The following is a 16,006-nucleotide window of genomic DNA, read 5'->3' on the forward strand; positions in this document are numbered from 1 at the left end:
TACTAACAATTAACCGGGTATTTCGCGCATGTCTTCACTCTTTCAGGGATTCACTCAGCAACGTCTTTTCAAAGTTGCCATTTTATCTTCGGCTATTCATGCCGCTTGCAGCTACGCCGCCAGCGATGAACCGGTATTGACCGTCACTGCGCCAAAACAGCAGGCCGGCAATAAAACCACGATTACAGCGCAAGAACTGCAAAAACGCGGCGCCAATGACTTCGGTTCGATCATGCGTTATGAACCGCTGATCAGCGCAACCGGCTCCAGCGGCGGTTCATCGGCGGGCAAAAGTGGCTTCGACCGCGCGGGCTACACCGGTTATAACATCCGTGGCCTGGAGAGTAACCGCGTGGGTATGGATATCGATGGCATCCCGATTCCGGATGCTACCGGTCGTCCGTACGTCAGCCGCACCGGTAACAATACCTTTGGGATTGGCCGCGACTACATCGATCCCTACATGTTCGGCAGCGTTGATATCGAGAAGGGCGCCACGGCGGTCGATCAACCCAACACCTCTATCGGCGGTAACGTGTCGTTTCACAACAAAACCGCCGATGACTACCTTAGCAGCGACAAAAATACGTACTTCGGTTACCAGAGTGATTATGACTCCTCGAACCGCAGCTGGCACAACGGCATTACTGCTGCAGCGGGTGATGACGAGCTGCGCGGCCTGTTTGTATATAGCCGCCGCGACGGTCAGGAAACCGAAAATAACAGCGGCGTGAAAGACGCCTATCCAGCTAACTGGCACTCCGATGCCTTTATGACGTCGGGCATCTGGCAGCCGAACGATCAGCATAAGCTGAGCGCCACTTTCGATTACTATCACAAAACCAATCACAGTCACTACGATACCTGGGACACCAGCGGTAACACCGTGTGGGGCAGCGCGCAGCAGCAGAGTGATACGCGCCGCTGGGGCATCAATCTGGCGGATGAGTGGACGCCGTACAATGACTTCATCGATACGCTGACCACGCGTGTTTACTGGCAGCAAACGCAGGCGCACGACAATACCTATCTGCCAACCAGCGCCAGTCAGTACGGCTTCGTCTATTCCGATTTCAATGTCGATACTTACGGCTTTGACACGCGCGGTACCAAAACGCTGGGACGTCATGAGCTCAGCGCCGGTGTCAATGCGCGTCTGGATAACAGCGAGCGTCCGTTCCGTCAGGAACCGGCACCCAGTACCTTCAGCGCCATCACGCAACCGCAGGCCGACAGCCGCACTTTCGCGGTGGCCGGTTATCTGCAGGATAAGATCAACTTCGATCTTGATAGCCACAACTTCGCGATCATTCCCGGCGTACGCGTGATGTATCAAAGCACTAAGCCGAAGGATCTGGGCGATCTTACCACTGGCAGCGCGGTGCTGACCGAAGAGCAGGTTGATGCACTGTACGGCAAAACCAACTCTGATACTCAGGTGCTGCCATCACTGACCTTCCAGTACGATTTGACGCCCGCGCTGACCACCTATCTGCAATACAAACGCGGCGTGCAGTTCCCTACCACCAGCCAGCTGTATGGCTCATGGAACCTCGGTTCCAGCTATGCAGGTAGCGCGCAGTATGCGCTGATTGGTAATACCGATCTGAAAACCGAAACCAGCAACAACTTCGAGTGGGGCCTGAAAGGTCAGGCCACCGAAGGCGTCACGGTTAACACGTCGGTGTTCTACAACCAGTATAAAAACTTCATCGCTTATACCCGCTATCGTCGCGCCACTAATCCGGAGATGTTCGTCAACGTACCGAGCAACATCTACACCAGCTATCAGGCTGAAAACCGCGATAAGGCCTACATTTATGGTGCTGAGATCTCAACCAAAGTGAATTACGGCACTTGGTTCCCGCAGGTGGATGGCTTGAGCAGCACCTTTGCGCTGGGCTATAACGAAGGGAAATCGAAGTCCAGCTATGCCGGTGACAAGTACATCGATCTCGACAGCGTCGCGCCGTTGAAAGCCATTGTTGGACTGGCGTGGGATGACAAAGCGCGTGGCTATGGCGCAGCGTTGACCGCCACCTTTGTGAAAGGTAAGCAGGCTACCGCCACCAACCGCGAAAGCTATACCAACGCTGGCACGCCGATCACCGATGCCACCACCGATTATATGCGCGTGCCGGGATACGGCATGGTTGATGCCACGGCTTACTGGCAGGCGACGAAAAACGTCAAGCTGAGCGGCGGCATCTACAACATTACCGATCGCAAATACTGGGATTACACCAGCAGTCGTACGCTGACCAGCAGCAATGCCCAGGAACGCAACGACATCAATCTGGCAGTGATGCCAGGCCGCACCTTCCAGCTGGGTGTGAACGTCGACTTCTAATCCCTTTTCGCCCTGCGGTGGCGCAGGGCATTTTCATGGAGCAAGGCAATGAACCCACGTTACGAACACTATCTGGCGCTGAAAGGCGAGCATCCGAAAAAGTACGCGCGCGATCTGGCGGCATTGATGGGCATTGGCGAAGCACAGCTGTGCGAAGCCCGCGTTAGTCAGGATGCGCAGGCATTAAAAGCCGATTTTCCCGCCTTGCTGGCGGCGCTGTCCGCTGTCGGCGAGACCAAAAGTATCACCCGCAATGAGTATGCGGTGCACGAGCAGGTGGGCAAGTATGAAAACCTGCATCTTGGCGAACATGCCGGGCTGATTCTCAATCCGCGCGCCCTCGATCAGCGCCTGTTTCTCAATCAGTGGCACAGCGCATTCTTTCTGCGTGAGCAGACCGCACACGGCGAACGTCAAAGCATTCAGATTTTTGATCGCCACGCCGATGCGGTACTGAAAATCTACGTCACCGACAACACCGATATCACCGCCTGGGATGCGCTGATTGCCGGGTTTGTGGTGGAGCGCGCGGCGACAGTAGATCCGCAGCCCGCCAGCGCGGCGCAATACAGCCGCACGGTGGATGCCAGCAAAGTGGAGGCCGAATGGCGTGCGATGACCGATGTGCATCAGTTCTTTGGGCTGCTGAAGCGTCATAATCTCTCACGCCCGCAGGCATTCCACGCGGTGCCGGACGATCTGGCGCGTCAGGTGAGTAATGATTCCCTGGCGCAGCTGCTGGATGCAGCACAGCAGGATGGCAACGAAATCATGATTTTCATTGGCAATCGTGGCTGCACGCAGATCTTCACCGGCGCGGTGCAGAAGCTGATGCCGATGGAGAACTGGATCAACATCTTCAATCCCACCTTCACGCTGCATCTGATGGCGGATCGCATCAGTGAAAGCTGGGTGACACGCAAACCGAGCGGCGACGGCTTCGTCACCAGTCTTGAACTGTTCGCTGCTGACGGCACGCAGATTGCGCAGCTGTATGGCCAGCGCAGCGAAGGCACGCCGGAACAGGCGCGCTGGCGCGAGCAGGTGACCTCGCTGAACAGCGCAGGGGCCACCGCATGAGACGACTTCTGGCACTGCTTTGCGCGCTGACGCTGCCCACCTTCGCGGCGGATCGAGTCATCTCCATCGGCGGCGATGTCACGCAGATTATCTATGCGCTGGATGCGCAGGCGAATTTGGTGGCACGCGACAGCACCAGCCAGCATCCGGCGCAGGCCAATAAGCTGCCGGATGTCGGTTATATGCGCCAGCTGAACGCCGAAGGGATTCTGGCGCTGAAGCCGACATTGGTGCTGAGCAGCGAGCTGGCCAAGCCGTCGCTGGTATTAGAGCAGGTGGCACAAGCCGGGGTAAAAGTGGTGGATATCACCGGTAAAAATAGCCTTGATGCTATCGCGGAAAAAATCGCTACCATCGGCAAGGCGCTGCATCGTGAAGATGCAGCTAACGCGCTGATTGAAAAAGTGAACAAGCAGCGCGCACAGATCCCGCAAAAACCGTTACCGATCAAAGTGCTGTTTATTATGGCGCACGGCGGCATGCGTACCCAGGCGGCCGGTGCGCAAACCGGCGCCGACGGTGCGATTCGCAGCGCGGGACTGATCAACGCCATGGCCGCGGTGCCGCACTATCAGCAACTGTCGCAGGAGGGCGTGGTGGCGGCAGCACCGGATTTAATCGTGGTGGGCGAAGATGGTCTGCGCACGCTGGGCGGCGAAGAGAAAGTGTGGGCGCTGCCGGGGCTGGCAATGACGCCGGCCGGTCAGCATCGCGCGTTGCTGGTGGTGGATGAGATGGCGCTGCTGAGCTTTGGCCTGGATACGCCGGGTGCGATTGTGAAGTTGCGCCGTGCCGCTGAAGCCGCAAAACATGACTAATGCATCCGTGCTGCGCTGGCTGTGTTTGATGGGCATTAGCATGGTGATGTGCATGCTGCTGGCCGCCAACTTCGGCGCGATGCCACTTTCGATGCGTACCTTATGGCGCGCGCCGCTGAGCGATATGGCGTGGCAAATCTGGATCAATATCCGCCTGCCGCGCGTGCTGCTGGCGGTGCTGCTCGGCATGGCGCTGGCGGTTTCGGGCGCGGTGATGCAGGGATTGTTTCGCAACCCGCTGGCGGATCCCGGTTTACTCGGCATTAGCAGCGGTGCCGGTTTGGCGGTAGCGCTCTCGATCGTTATTCCGCTCGGCTTACCGCCGCTGCTGGCATTGTGGCTGCCGAGCATTGCCGCCTTCATCGGCAGCTTGGTCGTCACGCTGCTGATTTTCAGTTTTAGCCGCCTGGCGCTGGGCAATTTGTCGCGTTTGCTGCTGGTCGGCATCGCGATTAATGCCTTGTGCGGTGCGGCGGTTGGCGTGCTTTCCTGGCTGAGTAACGATCAGCAGCTGCGTCAGCTGGCGCTGTGGGGCATGGGCAGCCTGAGCGCGGCGCAATGGCCGAGTCTGGCGGTGTGTGCGGTGCTGATTCTGCCGGCGCTGATTGCTATCCAACTGCGCGCGCGTCGCCTCAACTTGCTGCAGCTCGGTGAGGAAGATGCGCATTATATGGGCATCGATGTGAAGCGTACGCAGCGTCAACTGCTGGTGCTGAGTGCGTTGTTGGTGGGGACAGCGGTCTCGGTGAGCGGCATTATTGGTTTCGTGGGTTTAGTGGTGCCACACCTGATGCGTTTTTGTCTGGGCAGCGATCATCGCTGGATGTTGCCGGGCTCGGCGCTGGCGGGTGCGATTTTACTGCTGCTGGCGGATACGCTGGCGCGCACGGTGGTGATCCCGGCAGAAATGCCGGTTGGCCTGTTAACCAGCCTGCTCGGCGGCCCGTGGTTTCTCTGGCTGATTCTGCGTGAGCCCAAGGGGGATGAATGAGTGATTGCCTGCAGGCGCGCGGTCTGCGCTTTAGCCACGGCGCGCGCGCCTTAATCGATGACGTTTCGCTTAGCTTACAGCCCGGTGAAATGGTCGCGCTGATTGGTCCGAACGGCGCAGGGAAATCCACGCTGCTGCGCCTGCTAACTGGCTTTCTCATGCCAGAAGCAGGGGAATGCTGGCTCGGCGATCGCCCGTTAAATGCGTGGCCGCGTGAACCGCTGGCACAGCGTCGCGCCGTAATGCGTCAGCAAAACAGCCTCACCTTTCCGTTAGTGGCGGCTGAAGTGGTGGCGATGGGCCGTGCGCCCTGGCCGGCCAGCCAATCGAAAGCGGTTATCGAAGAGGTGATGTACATCACCGGCAGCCTCGAGCTGGCAAAGCGCGATTATCGCTCGCTCTCTGGCGGGGAGCAGCAGCGCGTGCAGCTGGCGCGCGTGCTGGCGCAGCTGTGGCATGGCGATGGTCCGCGCGGCTGGCTGTTTCTTGATGAACCGACGTCGGCGCTCGATCTGTACTGGCAGCAGCACAGTTTGCGTTTGCTGCACCGCTTAACGCGCAACGGACGCTTTAGCGTCTGTACCGTGCTGCACGATCTTAATCTCGCATCGCTGTGGTCGGATCGCGTGCTGCTGTTGCATCAGGGCAAACTGGTGGCGCAGGGCGCACCGCAGGAAGTGATGACCGAATCCACGCTGACGCGCTGGTATCAGGCGGAGCTGGATGTGGTGATGCAGGAGGGAAAGAGCAGGCCGCAAATCCAACTGCGAGCCTGATTGTAATGCCTGTGTTTTCGTAGGGTGGGCATTCATGCCCACCAGGTCGCCATGAATGGCGACCCTACGACACATCAGCGGCAATCAACGATTAACCGGCCACGCACTTTCCCCGCCAGCAGCTGCTCGGCACCTTCCCGCGCTTCACTCAGCGGAATCACCTTGGTGAGTTGCTGCAGCAAGTCGCCATCCACCAGTTCCGCCAGACGCTGCCACGCCTGCTGACGCAGCGGTTGTGCGCACATCACGCTATCCACGCCCGCCAGAATCACGCCGCGCAGAATGAACGGCGCCACGCTGGTTGGCAGATCCAAACCTTGCGCCATGCCGCAGGCTGCGACCACGCCATCGCGCTTGATGCCTGCTAACACGTTAGCCAGCGTGTGGCTGCCAACGCTATCAATTGCTGCCGCCCAGCGCTCTTTCGCCAGCGGCTTGCCTGGCTCGCTCAGTTCCGCACGATCGATAACCGAGGCTGCGCCCAGCGTGTTGATCAGATAATCGCTGTCGCTGGCGCGCCCGCTGGAGGCCACTACTTCATAGCCAAGCCGCGCCAGCAGGCTAACGGCAAAGCTGCCGACACCGCCGCTCGCGCCGGTGACTAATACCGGACCATGCTGTGGCGTGATGCCCTGTTTCTCCAGCGCCAGCACGCACAGCATGGCGGTGAAACCGGCGGTGCCAATCGCCATGGTTTGCAGCGGGCTGAGCGCGGACGGCACTTTCACCAGCCAGTCACCCGAAACGCTGGCTTTCTGCGCCAGTCCGCCCCAATGTTTTTCACCCACGCCCCAGCCGGTGAGCAGCGCGACATCGTCCTGCTGCCATTCAGGATGGCGGCTGCTAATCACCCGGCCGACAAAATCGATGCCTGGCACCATCGGGAACTGACGCACAATCGGGCCTTTGTTGCAGATGGCGAGCGCGTCTTTGTAGTTGAGCGTGGAGTAGCTTACTTCGAGGGTGACATCCTGATCGGGCAGTTGTTTTTCTGAAAGGTCTTGCAAGGTGGTGCGATAACCCTGTTCGTCATTTTCAATGACCAATGCCTTAAACATGTAGCCTCCGGCTGGTTGAGGAAAGTTGAATAATAGTACTCCTTTTTTTCCCTCACCCTAACCCTCTCCCGCAAGCGGGCGAGGGAACCGATCCAGCAGCGCTTAATTATCGCTCCGACTGCTCCCTCTCCCGCAAGCGGGCGAGGGAGCCGATCCAGCAGCGCTTAATTATCGCTCCGACTGCTCCCTCTCCCGTATAACGGGAGAGGGCTGGGGTGAGGGTACGGTTGTTCCTGCAAAAAAAAGATGACATGATTGCGCCCCAGTCAGCCATCTACTCCCTTATGACTTTCGCCGAGGAAATCTCCTCATTGCTGTGCCATCGGCACCCACTCATCCTTGCTCAGGGATTTGTGTTATGAACCCATTGAAAATTGCTGCCAGCGTTGCTGTCGCGCCAAGTCTCAGCCTGAATACCACACGCGACGTGGTGACGCTGGACAATACTGATTTTACCGATGTCGCTGCGGTGGTGATCACCCTGTCAGATACGCGCAGCGGTGTGTTAACGCTGTTGCAGAAGATCGGCTTTAATCTGCCGGTGTTTGTCGCCAATGCGTTCGATGAAGACGTACTAAAGCTGCCGGGCGTCACCGCTGAAATTAACGGCGCGCCGGAAGAGTGGCAGGCGCTGGAAGACGCGGCGCTGGCGTATGAATCAGCATTGCTGCCGCCGTTCTTCGATACGCTCACGCGCTACGTTGATATGCAGAACAGCACCTTTGCTTGCCCGGGACATCAGGGCGGCGCGTTTTTCCGCAAACATCCGGCGGGACGGCAGTTTTATGAGTTCTATGGCGAGAACGTGTTCCGTTCCGATATGTGCAACGCTGACGTCAAGCTGGGCGATTTGCTGATCCACGAAGGCTCCGCCAAAGATGCGCAGAAGTTCGCGGCCAAAGTGTTTAACGCCGACAAAACCTATTTCGTGCTTAACGGCACCTCCAGCGCCAATAAAGTGGTGACCAACGCGCTGCTCACGCGCGGCGATCTGGTGCTGTTTGACCGCAACAACCATAAATCCAATCACCACGGTGCGCTGATTCAGGCGGGCGCAACGCCAGTGTATCTGGAGGCGGCGCGTAACCCGTTTGGCTTTATCGGCGGCATTGATGCGCACTGCTTTGACGATGCCTATCTGCGTGAGCAGATTGCGAAAGTGGCGCCGCATCGCGCTCAGGATCAGCGGCCTTTCCGCCTGGCGATTATCCAGCTTGGTACTTATGACGGCACGGTGTACAACGCGCGGCAGGTGGTCGATCGCATCGGGCATCTGTGTGATTACATCCTGTTTGACTCAGCGTGGGTCGGCTATGAGCAGTTCATCCCGTTGATGGCCGGCTGCTCGCCGCTGACGCTGGAGTTGGACGCGAACGATCCCGGTATTTTTGTTACGCAGTCAGTGCACAAGCAGCTGGCCGGTTTCTCGCAGACCTCGCAAATCCACAAGAAAGACAATCACATCCGTGGGCAAAAGCGCTTCTGTCCGCACAAGCGCCTCAATAATGCCTTTATGCTGCACGCCTCCACCAGCCCGTTCTATCCGCTGTTTGCCGCGCTGGATATCAACGCCCGTATGCACCAAGGCGAAGCAGGGCGCAGCATGTGGCACGAGTGCGTCACCATCGGCATTGATGCGCGCAAAGCGATTCTGGAACGCTGTGAGATGATCCAACCGTTCCTGCCAGAAAAAGTGCACGGCAAGCTGTGGCAAACGGCGGAAACCGAAGCCATTGCCGCCGATCCTGCTTACTTTAGTCTTGAACCGGGGGCGAAGTGGCACGGTTTTGAAGGTTACGCGCAGGATCAGTATTTGGTCGACCCGTGTAAGCTGCTGCTCACCACGCCGGGCATTGATGCCGCCAGCGGTGAATACACCCGCTTCGGCATTCCCGCGACGATTCTGGCTAACTACCTGCGTGAGAACGGTATCGTGCCGGAGAAGTGCGACCTGAACTCGATTCTGTTCCTGCTGACGCCCGCTGAAACACCGGAGAAGATGGCGCATCTGGTGGCGATGCTGGTGCAGTTTGAGCAGCACGTGCGTGAGGATGCGCTGCTGGCGGAAGTGCTGCCGAGCGTCTATCGCAAGAATATCGAGCGTTACAAAGGTTACACGCTGCGCCGCCTGTGCCAGGAGATGCACGATCTCTACGTCAGCTTCGACGTGAAGGATTTACAGAAAGCGATGTTCCGCTCGGCCTGTTTCCCACCGGTGAAAGTGAATCCGCAGGATGCGCATCAGGCGTATATTCGCGGCGAAGTGGAGCTGGTGCCCATTGCCAAAGCCGAAGGACGCATTGCGGCAGAAGGCGCATTGCCCTATCCGCCAGGCGTGCTGTGCGTGGTGCCGGGGGAAGTGTGGGGCGGCGCGGTGCAGCGCTATTTCCTCGCGCTGGAAGAGGGCATCAATCTCCTGCCGGGCTTTTCGCCGGAGCTGCAAGGGGTTTACACCGAGGAAGGGGAGAACGGGCGTAAGCATCTGGTGGCGAATATGATGGTGAGCTGATTTCCCTCACCCTAACCCTCTCCCGCACGCGGGAGAGGGAATGTTTAGGTGGTGAGCATTGTTAAGCATGTGCTGGATCGGCTCCTTCTCCCGCGAGCGGGAGAAGGTTGGGATGAGGGCCAAGCCGCACCGTCCTAGAACCGACGATAGCTGCGCTGCGCCTGGCTCACTTTGTACAGATAACGACGCGATTCCGCCGATGGATGGTTGGTGGTCAGCGTCTGATATACCTCGGCTGGCGACATACCGTTAATCGACGAGAAGGCGCGATCTTTGTCGCTGGAGAACACGCGCAGCACGCTGCCCGCACCGCCGTTATACGCAGTGATCACCGCATAACGCCGCGAGACCGGATCCTGAATCCCACCTAAATAGCTTCTCTGCAGCAGCGACAAATACGCGGTGCCCGCATCAATATTATTCTCAGGATCAAGCAGATAGCTGCGGCTCGGCTTGCCGCCTTTGCCCTTCATGCGGAACACATCGACGCCGGCAGTATGCTGCACCACCTGCATCAGACCCAGCGCATCAGAATGGCTGACCGCATAGGGGTTGAAACTCGATTCAATCTGCATAATCGCCAGAATCAATGAGGCATCGACGCCATATTGTTCCGCCGCTTTACGCACCATCGGCAGATATTTGTGCGCACGCTTATCGAGGTGGTTCGGCACCATCGGAATGGTCACCGACCAGATGACATGCAATCCGGAAGTGCGCTTCTGCAGTTTGTTCTGAATCAGATAGTCAGCAAAGTTGCCGGCGCGGCCCTGCCAGCGAATCGGCTGACCGGTGTTATCCAGCACCTGGCCGTACAGCAGCGGCTCTTTACTGATTTGAATATCGTTGGCATCAGAGTAGAGATCGACATTACCCGGGTCTTCGCCAATCAATAGCGTAGTGATGATTGCCTGGCGCAGGCTGGCCATCGGATCGGTACCGGAAATGGTCTCAATAGTGATGCTACCGCTGTCAAAGTTGATGTGACTGCGGGTGTAATAACCATCGCTATATTTGACGTAGTCTTTCGGTCCGGCGATCAGAACCTCATTGATGCCCCAAATATTTTCAATGTTGTGGGCGAACTGGCCCATCAGGATATCGAAACCGTTGGTGTCCTTGACCCACTCTTCATGATACTGCGATTTTTTTTGTCCGGAGCAGGAGACCAAAAGTGGTGCAATCACCAACAGTGCTATCAGTTTTTTATTCATTGTTAATGCGTGCCTGACTCGAAAAAGAGGGCTTCAAAGGGAAGCCCTGAACGGTTATTTTTCTGGCGGGGTGTAACCTTCAATGTGCACGTCTTTGCCTTCGAACAGGAAATTCACCATCTCCTTCTCCAGCACTTTGCGATCTTCCGGGTTCATCATGCTCAATTTTTTTTCATTGATCAGCATGGTCTGCTTGGACATCCACTGCTGCCAGGCTTCTTTGGAGATCTCATTGAAGATGCGCTTACCCAGTTCGCCAGGATAGAGCTGAAAGTCCTGGCCTTCAGCGTCGCGTTGCAGATAAGTACAAAAAATGGTGCGGCTCATTACTCTTCCTCTTCGGTCACGCCCGATCGACGCGTAAGCTGCTGGGGATGGCGCAGTTCATGCAACAAGCGCTCAACCGGCGCTGCCAAACCCACTGACGGTGGTTGCGCTAAGTTATACCAGAGACCGCCCGCTTCATCCATCAGCGACCCAGCGGAAGGCCACGCTAGCCACATAGGCACAATGTCTAAGTGGAAATGGCTAAAGGTATGACGAAACGCCGTGAGCTGCTGTGGCTTAGCCTGAATGCCACGCTCGCTTAGCCAGTCAGTTAGCGCTTGCTCACTAGTGAACTGCGGGAAGCAAAATAGCCCGCCCCATAAGCCGACCGGCGGACGCTGCTCTAGCCACACATCGTCGCCATCCTGCATCATCAGCATCCAGCCGCTACGTTCCGGCAAGGTCTGCTTCGGCTTCTTGCCGGGATAGTTGGCCCAGCTGTTATTGGCATAGGCCACGCAGCGGCTGTTCAGCGGGCAGATTTCACACTTAGGACGTGAGCGAGTACATACTAATGCCCCAAGGTCCATCATCGCCTGATTGAACTGGCTAACGCCTTCTGCGGGCGTAACCTCTTCGCTGATCTGCCACAGACGTTTCTCAACGTCTTTTTTGCCCGGCCAGCCGCCAACCGCGTAGCAGCGCGCCAGCACGCGCTTCACGTTACCATCCAGAATCGGGAAATGCAGGCCCAGCGACAGCGATAGCACCGCGCCCGCAGTCGATCGACCAATACCCGGCAATGCCGCCACATCATCAAAGTTGCGTGGGAACTCGCCGCCGTGCTTCTCCACCACCTGCTTAGCCGCTTTGTGCAGATTGCGCGCCCGCGCGTAATAGCCAAGGCCGGTCCACAGATGCAGCACTTCGTCCAGCGGCGCGGCGGCCAGATCGCTGACCGTCGGGAAGCGCACCATAAAGCGTTCAAAATAGGGAATAACGGTGGTCACTTGCGTTTGTTGCAGCATCACTTCAGAGAGCCACACTTTGTATGGCGTCTTCTCCTGCTGCCACGGCAGGGTTTTGCGACCGAAGCGCTGATACCAATCCAGCACTTGTTGCGCGAACGTCGGCGCTTGCATCATAAGAAGGAAATTTTCCGTGTTTACTCTACAATCAGGCAGGAATTCCAGCACAGAGACATCAGGGTGTAAACCGGAACATTGCAAAGGCTTGCTTCTGCTTTCTAACTTTGCATAATGCCCGTTTCCCAGAACAGGCTAACCAGCAGGCTTCAACATGATTAATGACGTCATCACCCCAGAATTTGATGAGAACGGGCGGCCATTACGCCGTATCCGCAGTTTTGTGCGCCGCCAGGGGCGCTTAACGAAAGGACAGCAGCTCGCGCTCGATAATTTATGGCCGGAGATGGGCGTTGAGTTCCAGCCGGAACCGCTGGATCTGGTGACGCTGTTTGGTCGTGACGCGCCGGTGGTGCTGGAAATTGGTTTCGGCATGGGCGCTTCGCTGGTGACCATGGCGCAGAATAATCCGCACCAGAACTTCCTCGGGCTGGAAGTCCATGCGCCGGGCGTTGGCGCTTGCCTGGCCTCAGCCAAAGAAGCGGGCGTTGAGAACCTGCGCGTGATGTGTCACGACGCGGTGGAAGTGCTGCAGAAGATGATTCCGGACAACTCGCTGCGTATGGTGCAGCTGTTCTTCCCGGATCCGTGGCACAAAGCGCGCCATAACAAACGTCGCATCGTACAGGTGCCGTTTGCTGAGCTGGTGATGCGGAAGTTGAAGCTGGGCGGCGTGTTCCACATGGCAACCGACTGGGAAGCCTACGCCGAACACATGTTAGACGTGATGAGCAGCATCGACGGATATAAAAATCAGTCGGAAAGTAACAATTACGTGCCGCGTCCCGAAACGCGTCCGTTAACCAAGTTTGAGCAGCGCGGGCAGCGACTGGGCCATGGCGTATGGGATCTGATGTTTGAGAGGGTGAAATAATGGCCGTACAGCGTAGCCGCCGTTTGCGTAAAAAACTGCATATTGATGAGTTTCAGGAATTGGGTTTCTCCGTGGCCTGGCGTTTCGCCGAAGGCACAACTGAGGAGCAAATTGATGCGACGGTTGATCAGTTCATTAATGAAGTGATCGCACCGAATGGTCTGGCGTATGACGGCAGCGGTTATCTTGTGTGGGAAGGTCTGGTTTGCCTGCAGGAAACCGGCAAGTGCACCGATGAGCACCGCGAGCTGGTGCGTAAATGGCTTGAGCAGCATAACCTTTCTGATATTCAAGTAACTGAACTCTTCGACGTTTGGTGGGACTAATCTTTAATGGTTGATGCGTGTTGGTGGCCATCAATGGCCACCTTACGAAATCCGTCGTAGGGTCGCCATTTTTGGCGACCTTTTTATTGTTCAGGAGATTTCATGGTTCGTAAGGCACTTATCGCCGCGCTGCTGCTGGCGGCAACTCAGGCTCAGGCTGCGTATGAATGTAGCGTTAAGCCACAGGATGATGTGATTGTTAAACCACAGAGCGTGCAGGTGGTGGGCAGCAACGGCAACCTTGAAATCACGCCGCAGGGCGATGTGCAGTTTAATGGGCAGAAGGTCAGCGTTGACAACGCAACGCGCCAGAAAGCCATTGATTATCAAACCGCGCTGCGTCGCGATTTGCCGTGGATCGACAGCGGCGCGACCTCGCGTCTGGAACGTAGCCGCGTGGCGCTGGACAAAGTGATTGTTGAGAAACTTGGCGCTAACAGCAACGTACGCAATCGTCTCACCAAACTGGATGGCCAGCTCAAGCAGCAAATGAACCGTATCATCGAGCATCGCCCGGATGGATTAACCTTCCATCATCAGGCCATCGATCAGGTGCGTGCGGAAGGCGAGAAGCTGGTGCAGAGCACATTGGGCGGCATCATGCAGGATAGCCTCAACGAGATGGGCAGCAGCCAGGCGGCGAACGGCAGCAATCCGCTGCAGGCCATCATGGGCAACCTTGGCGGCTTACAGCAATCGGTGCAGGCGGAATGGAACAAGCAGGAACAGGATTTCCAGAATTTCGGCCACGAAGTGTGTAATCGCGTCACCGTGCTAGAAGAACAACGCAAAGGGTTGATGCAGGGCGTTAAAGGTTAACAAAGCAGAAGGCCGGTTTCCCGGCCTTCTGCTTATTCATCTTCGCTTAAAAACAGCTCCAGCAGCGAGTTCAGGAACAGCTTCCCTTTCTCAGTAATCTGCCAGTATTCAGCACTTTCCACCACGTATCCCGCCGCTATCGCGGCATCAATTTGCGGGCGAATCACCTGCTCATCCATACCGGTATAGCGACGGAAATCCGCGCGCGGAGCGGCTTCCAGCAGACGGAAACGGTTCATAAAGAATTCGAACGGTTTGTCGTTTTCCGCCACCTCGTGCTGCTTATCAAGATAATTGCCTTTCATAAAGCCGCGGGGATGGCGCGTTTTTACGGTGCGCACGATGCGGCCATCCGGCTGCGTCAGCTTGCCGTGTGCGCCGCAGCCAATGCCCAGATAATCACCAAAGCGCCAGTAGTTTAGGTTGTGCTCGCAGCGATAGCCGGGTTTAGCGTAGGCCGAGGTTTCATATTGCTGATAGCCAGCGGCGCTCAGCAGCTGATGGCCTTGCTCAAAAATATCCCACAGCGCGTCGTCATCCGGCAGTTGCGGTGGACGCGAGCCAAATAAGGTATTCGGTTCGATCGTCAGCTGATACCACGATAGATGCGGTGGATTGAGGGCAATCGCCTGGCGCAGATCGTCCAGCGCCTCTTCCAGCGACTGATCCGGCAAGCCGTGCATCAGATCGAGGTTAAAGCTGCGCAGACCTAAGCCTTCCGCCAGCTGCGCCGCGCGGACGGCTTCTTCCGGTCCGTGAATGCGGCCCAGACGCTCCAGCTTTTGCGGGCTAAAGCTTTGCACGCCAATCGAAATACGGTTAATCCCCGCGCGCTGATAACCGCTGAAGCGATCGGCTTCCACGGTTCCCGGATTGGCTTCCATGGTGATTTCTGCGTCGGCAGTCAACGGCAAACGCGCGCGTACGCCGTCCATTAGCATCTGCATCGCATTGCTGCTCAGCAGGCTTGGCGTACCGCCACCAATGAAGATAGTGCGCACCTCGCGCCCCGCGGTGAGCGGCAAATCCTGTTCGAGATCGTTCAGCAGGTGCTGCACATACTCAATGTGCGGCACCTCGCCTTTTAACGCGTGAGAGTTGAAATCACAGTACGGGCACTTCTGCACACACCACGGAATGTGGATGTACAGGCTTAACGGAGGTAACTCAGGCATTGCGCATCGCTTCCAGCAGCAGCGTCAATGCTTTACCACGGTGAGAGACGGCGCGCTTTTCGTCTTTACTCAGCTCAGCCGCCGTTTTACCTAATTCAGGGACATAGAAGATGGGATCGTAACCAAAACCGCCTTCGCCAGCGGCTGAGCGGGTGATTTCACCGGCCCAGCTGCCGTGAAACACCAGCGGCGTGGGATCGGCCGCATGACGCACATACACCAGCACGCAGTGGAACTGCGCCTGACGTTCAGCGTCTGGCACCTTTTCCAGCGCCACCAGCAGCTTATCCAGATTTTGCTGGTCGCTGGCGTCAACGCCCGCATAGCGCGCGGAGTAGATACCCGGCGCGCCGCCCAGCGCATCGACCGCCAATCCGGAATCGTCGGCAATGGCTGGCAATCCAGTGATAGCAGCCGCATGACGCGCTTTGAGAATGGCATTTTCGATGAAAGTCAGGCCGGTTTCTTCCGCTGACTCCACGCCGAGTTCAGTTTGCGCCACAATATCGAGTCCGAAGGCCGCTAACAGATCGGCCAGCTCACGAACTTTGCCCGGATTACCGGTCGCGAGAACAACTTTTTGCATAACAGTTCCAGATTAACG

The 16,006-nt window shown here is 57.2% G+C and carries 15 protein-coding genes; 9 read left to right on the top strand and 6 right to left on the bottom strand.

Features of this window, described 5'->3' with window-relative positions; translation table 11 throughout:
• The first annotated feature begins 28 nt into the window (after window positions 1–28).
• The 5 genes from ACIP6T_RS18905 to ACIP6T_RS18925 are packed head-to-tail and all read left to right on the top strand — an operon-like array spanning window position 29 to window position 6,015.
• Window positions 29–2,350 carry a TonB-dependent receptor domain-containing protein gene (locus ACIP6T_RS18905; protein ID WP_345828354.1) on the top strand — a complete coding sequence of 774 codons (2,322 nt, stop codon included), beginning with the start codon at window positions 29–31 and terminating at the stop codon, window positions 2,348–2,350.
• Between the two features lie 48 nt (window positions 2,351–2,398).
• Complete coding sequence (locus ACIP6T_RS18910; RefSeq protein WP_097096081.1) at window positions 2,399–3,430, top strand: hemin-degrading factor; 1,032 nt, start codon at window positions 2,399–2,401, stop codon at window positions 3,428–3,430.
• Window positions 3,427–4,248 (top strand): hemin ABC transporter substrate-binding protein, encoded by an 822-nt coding sequence (locus ACIP6T_RS18915; protein WP_400458361.1) that lies wholly within the window; start codon window positions 3,427–3,429, stop codon window positions 4,246–4,248. The genes ACIP6T_RS18910 and ACIP6T_RS18915 overlap by 4 nt, the downstream gene beginning before the upstream one ends.
• Window positions 4,241–5,239, top strand: coding sequence for an iron ABC transporter permease (locus ACIP6T_RS18920; protein ID WP_097096083.1), 999 nt, complete (start codon window positions 4,241–4,243; stop codon window positions 5,237–5,239). The genes ACIP6T_RS18915 and ACIP6T_RS18920 overlap by 8 nt, the downstream gene beginning before the upstream one ends.
• Entirely contained in the window at window positions 5,236–6,015 is a 780-nt protein-coding gene (locus ACIP6T_RS18925; protein ID WP_097096084.1) for a heme ABC transporter ATP-binding protein, read from the top strand. Before ACIP6T_RS18920 ends, ACIP6T_RS18925 begins: the two co-directional genes overlap by 4 nt.
• 74 nt (window positions 6,016–6,089) lie before the next feature.
• Here the strand turns inward: ACIP6T_RS18925 and ACIP6T_RS18930 are convergent, their stop codons facing one another.
• Window positions 6,090–7,073 carry an MDR family oxidoreductase gene (locus ACIP6T_RS18930; protein WP_400458364.1) on the bottom strand — a complete coding sequence of 328 codons (984 nt, stop codon included), beginning with the start codon at window positions 7,071–7,073 and terminating at the stop codon, window positions 6,090–6,092.
• 358 nt (window positions 7,074–7,431) lie between these two features.
• Here ACIP6T_RS18930 and ACIP6T_RS18935 point away from each other — a divergent pair, with 358 nt between their 5' ends.
• Window positions 7,432–9,582: an ornithine decarboxylase gene (locus ACIP6T_RS18935; RefSeq protein WP_400458366.1), complete on the top strand. Its 2,151-nt coding sequence runs from the start codon at window positions 7,432–7,434 to the stop codon at window positions 9,580–9,582.
• Between the two features lie 134 nt (window positions 9,583–9,716).
• On the opposite strand, the gene mltC is transcribed toward ACIP6T_RS18935, so the two are convergent.
• From mltC to mutY, 3 genes are read right to left on the bottom strand one after another with little or no spacing between them, the layout of a single operon-like run.
• The gene (mltC, locus tag ACIP6T_RS18940) at window positions 9,717–10,796 is read right to left on the bottom strand and encodes a membrane-bound lytic murein transglycosylase MltC (protein ID WP_097096087.1); all 1,080 of its coding nucleotides are present in this window, start codon (window positions 10,794–10,796) and stop codon (window positions 9,717–9,719) included.
• Between the two features lie 54 nt (window positions 10,797–10,850).
• Window positions 10,851–11,123, bottom strand: a complete 273-nt coding sequence (locus tag ACIP6T_RS18945; RefSeq protein WP_097096088.1) for an oxidative damage protection protein — start codon at window positions 11,121–11,123, stop codon at window positions 10,851–10,853.
• On the bottom strand, window positions 11,123–12,208 hold the full coding sequence (gene mutY / locus ACIP6T_RS18950; protein WP_400458368.1) for an A/G-specific adenine glycosylase: 1,086 nt from the start codon (window positions 12,206–12,208) through the stop codon (window positions 11,123–11,125). The genes ACIP6T_RS18945 and mutY overlap by 1 nt, the downstream gene beginning before the upstream one ends.
• A gap of 154 nt (window positions 12,209–12,362) precedes the next feature.
• Here mutY and trmB point away from each other — a divergent pair, with 154 nt between their 5' ends.
• The 3 genes from trmB to ACIP6T_RS18965 all read left to right on the top strand — a co-directional run bounded on the left by trmB (window position 12,363) and on the right by ACIP6T_RS18965 (window position 14,227).
• Window positions 12,363–13,082 carry a tRNA (guanosine(46)-N7)-methyltransferase TrmB gene (gene trmB, locus ACIP6T_RS18955; RefSeq protein ID WP_097096090.1) on the top strand — a complete coding sequence of 240 codons (720 nt, stop codon included), beginning with the start codon at window positions 12,363–12,365 and terminating at the stop codon, window positions 13,080–13,082.
• Window positions 13,082–13,408, top strand: coding sequence for a YggL family protein (locus ACIP6T_RS18960; protein ID WP_097096091.1), 327 nt, complete (start codon window positions 13,082–13,084; stop codon window positions 13,406–13,408). Before trmB ends, ACIP6T_RS18960 begins: the two co-directional genes overlap by 1 nt.
• A gap of 102 nt (window positions 13,409–13,510) precedes the next feature.
• Window positions 13,511–14,227, top strand: a complete 717-nt coding sequence (locus ACIP6T_RS18965) for a DUF2884 domain-containing protein (RefSeq protein ID WP_400458370.1) — start codon at window positions 13,511–13,513, stop codon at window positions 14,225–14,227.
• 32 nt (window positions 14,228–14,259) lie between these two features.
• Here the strand turns inward: ACIP6T_RS18965 and hemW are convergent, their stop codons facing one another.
• Complete coding sequence (gene hemW / locus ACIP6T_RS18970) at window positions 14,260–15,402, bottom strand: radical SAM family heme chaperone HemW (protein ID WP_400458372.1); 1,143 nt, start codon at window positions 15,400–15,402, stop codon at window positions 14,260–14,262.
• Window positions 15,395–15,988, bottom strand: coding sequence for an XTP/dITP diphosphatase (locus tag ACIP6T_RS18975; RefSeq protein ID WP_097096094.1), 594 nt, complete (start codon window positions 15,986–15,988; stop codon window positions 15,395–15,397). Before ACIP6T_RS18975 ends, hemW begins: the two co-directional genes overlap by 8 nt.
• Window positions 15,989–16,006 lie beyond the last annotated feature (18 nt).

It is taken from the genome of Pantoea sp. NPDC088449 (assembly GCF_044753225.1).
In the GTDB taxonomy this organism is placed as follows: domain Bacteria; phylum Pseudomonadota; class Gammaproteobacteria; order Enterobacterales; family Enterobacteriaceae; genus Pantoea; species Pantoea floridensis.

Excerpts from the sequence above, each read along its gene's own strand:
- hemW (WP_400458372.1), bottom strand. The coding sequence starts at position 15,402 with ATGCCTGAGTTACCTCCGTTAAGCCTGTACATCCACATTCCGTGGTGT.
- ACIP6T_RS18960 (WP_097096091.1), top strand. The coding sequence starts at position 13,082 with ATGGCCGTACAGCGTAGCCGCCGTTTGCGTAAAAAACTGCATATTGAT.
- mutY (WP_400458368.1), bottom strand. The coding sequence starts at position 12,208 with ATGATGCAAGCGCCGACGTTCGCGCAACAAGTGCTGGATTGGTATCAG.
- mltC (WP_097096087.1), bottom strand. The coding sequence starts at position 10,796 with ATGAATAAAAAACTGATAGCACTGTTGGTGATTGCACCACTTTTGGTC.
- ACIP6T_RS18965 (WP_400458370.1), top strand. The coding sequence starts at position 13,511 with ATGGTTCGTAAGGCACTTATCGCCGCGCTGCTGCTGGCGGCAACTCAG.
- ACIP6T_RS18925 (WP_097096084.1), top strand. The coding sequence starts at position 5,236 with ATGAGTGATTGCCTGCAGGCGCGCGGTCTGCGCTTTAGCCACGGCGCG.
- trmB (WP_097096090.1), top strand. The coding sequence starts at position 12,363 with ATGATTAATGACGTCATCACCCCAGAATTTGATGAGAACGGGCGGCCA.
- ACIP6T_RS18920 (WP_097096083.1), top strand. The coding sequence starts at position 4,241 with ATGACTAATGCATCCGTGCTGCGCTGGCTGTGTTTGATGGGCATTAGC.
- ACIP6T_RS18935 (WP_400458366.1), top strand. The coding sequence starts at position 7,432 with ATGAACCCATTGAAAATTGCTGCCAGCGTTGCTGTCGCGCCAAGTCTC.
- ACIP6T_RS18910 (WP_097096081.1), top strand. The coding sequence starts at position 2,399 with ATGAACCCACGTTACGAACACTATCTGGCGCTGAAAGGCGAGCATCCG.
- ACIP6T_RS18905 (WP_345828354.1), top strand. The coding sequence starts at position 29 with ATGTCTTCACTCTTTCAGGGATTCACTCAGCAACGTCTTTTCAAAGTT.
- ACIP6T_RS18930 (WP_400458364.1), bottom strand. The coding sequence starts at position 7,073 with ATGTTTAAGGCATTGGTCATTGAAAATGACGAACAGGGTTATCGCACC.
- ACIP6T_RS18945 (WP_097096088.1), bottom strand. The coding sequence starts at position 11,123 with ATGAGCCGCACCATTTTTTGTACTTATCTGCAACGCGACGCTGAAGGC.
- ACIP6T_RS18975 (WP_097096094.1), bottom strand. The coding sequence starts at position 15,988 with ATGCAAAAAGTTGTTCTCGCGACCGGTAATCCGGGCAAAGTTCGTGAG.
- ACIP6T_RS18915 (WP_400458361.1), top strand. The coding sequence starts at position 3,427 with ATGAGACGACTTCTGGCACTGCTTTGCGCGCTGACGCTGCCCACCTTC.